This window comes from Methylomonas koyamae (assembly GCF_001644025.1).
In the GTDB taxonomy this organism is placed as follows: Bacteria; Pseudomonadota; Gammaproteobacteria; order Methylococcales; family Methylomonadaceae; genus Methylomonas; species Methylomonas koyamae_A.
On sequence record NZ_LUUK01000074.1, the window covers coordinates 1 to 1,402 of the forward strand.

General features: G+C 48.1%; 3 protein-coding genes. All 3 read left to right on the forward strand.

From position 1 onward, the window contains the following. Positions 1-130: 130 nt before the first annotated feature. A complete protein-coding gene (locus A1355_RS06635; protein WP_064026262.1) occupies positions 131-328 on the forward strand; it encodes a hypothetical protein in 198 nt (65 codons plus the stop codon). Then, positions 315-836 (forward strand): hypothetical protein, encoded by a 522-nt coding sequence (locus A1355_RS25635; protein ID WP_064026264.1) that lies wholly within the window; start codon positions 315-317, stop codon positions 834-836. The genes A1355_RS06635 and A1355_RS25635 overlap by 14 nt, the downstream gene beginning before the upstream one ends. A 120-nt stretch (positions 837-956) precedes the next feature. After that, positions 957-1,402: hypothetical protein (locus A1355_RS26045; protein WP_157197775.1), on the forward strand; the 446-nt coding region annotated here is incomplete at its 3' end.

A 1,402-nucleotide genomic window follows, 5' to 3' on the forward strand; every position in this document is an offset into this window, starting at 1 on the left:
ATCACAGGATGCCGCAGGCGGAATGGTTTTGACAGGCGGGACGGCTGGGCGTTTACCAAAGAACTGCGAAAAACCCTGATTAACGATATAGTCACTGGGAAAATTTGTGTATTACAACCGGAGCATCGCCATGAATAGCACACACCAGACTGAAATACCCGATCAACTCTGGCAACAAGCGCAAACACTGGTGCAACAGGGATGGGCTGGTAACTTGCAGGAAATTGTCACAGAGGCCCTGCGTCGTTATCTGGAGTCGCATCAACAGGTATTAACTGAAACCTTTATCCAGGATGATGTTGAATGGGGATTGCATGGCGAAGACTAGCCCTGCTTTAGTTGTCGCGGATGCCGGGCCATTGATACATCTGGATGAGCTTGCGGCATTGGATGTATTGAGCGATTACGCAGCGGTGTTAGTGCCCAATGCGGTTTGGCTTGAAGTACAGCATCATCGACCACAAGCCTTACAACAGACAAACGTTAAGCTGATTCGACAGCTGTCTCCGGCACCTTCCGACAGAGTAAATGCCATGACCGCCCTTTACACGTTGCATCATGGCGAACGCGAGGCACTGGCTTTGTGTGTTACCCATTCACTTAACTTGTTAATTACGGATGATACCGCCGCGCGTTTAGCCGCTAAAAGCCTGAATATTACCGCGCATGGCACTTTGGGTTTGTTAATCCGTGCTGTTCGCCAACAGTTACGCACACCGTCTGAAGTTGTAGGGTTATTAACCGCTATTCCACAACAAACTTCATTACATATCCGGCCCAGCTTATTAAACGACGTCATCGCACGGGTAACAGCGGAATGGGCCAGTGAGCTATGAATGAACTACATCTGCAGGATAAGTTTTTAAACGGAGTAGTGTGCATATGGCTGCAATTTCCGCCACATGGCGGATTTGTTGTGCATACCAATTACAATACTATTCAATTAAGAAAAAGTCTTGTGCAACTCGGCTTTTACTGCTGCCCATAAAGGATGCCCAGCCACCGATTCCGATACGCTTCCACCAGTAGTGAATGTCGGCTTTTGGAAGTCACGAATTTACAGTTTCGACCCCTTTAAGACATTCGGATATGGATTTAAGCTTCCCGATATCGGTCATTGGCAGCTGTGCGTGGAGCAGATAGGCAGTTTTTACCGATCAGCCAAGTTTTGGTCGTTAAGAAAAAGATCAGCTCATACTGGTCATTTTAGTTTTAAGCACTGTTGGCTGGCCGCGCTGGCGATATGTGTCGTGATCGGCGGCGCAATGCCGGTTTGGAATTGGCTCGTGAATCCTTACCAGATATTCGAAAACGATCAATCGTTTGCAGAACCCTATACCTTGCCGGCGACCAACGAACGTTACCTTAAAGTGCGGCATTTACTGGGGGCGATATCGGCAAA

Excerpts from the sequence above, each read along its gene's own strand:
- A1355_RS06635 (WP_064026262.1), top strand. The coding sequence starts at position 131 with ATGAATAGCACACACCAGACTGAAATACCCGATCAACTCTGGCAACAA.
- A1355_RS25635 (WP_064026264.1), top strand. The coding sequence starts at position 315 with ATGGCGAAGACTAGCCCTGCTTTAGTTGTCGCGGATGCCGGGCCATTG.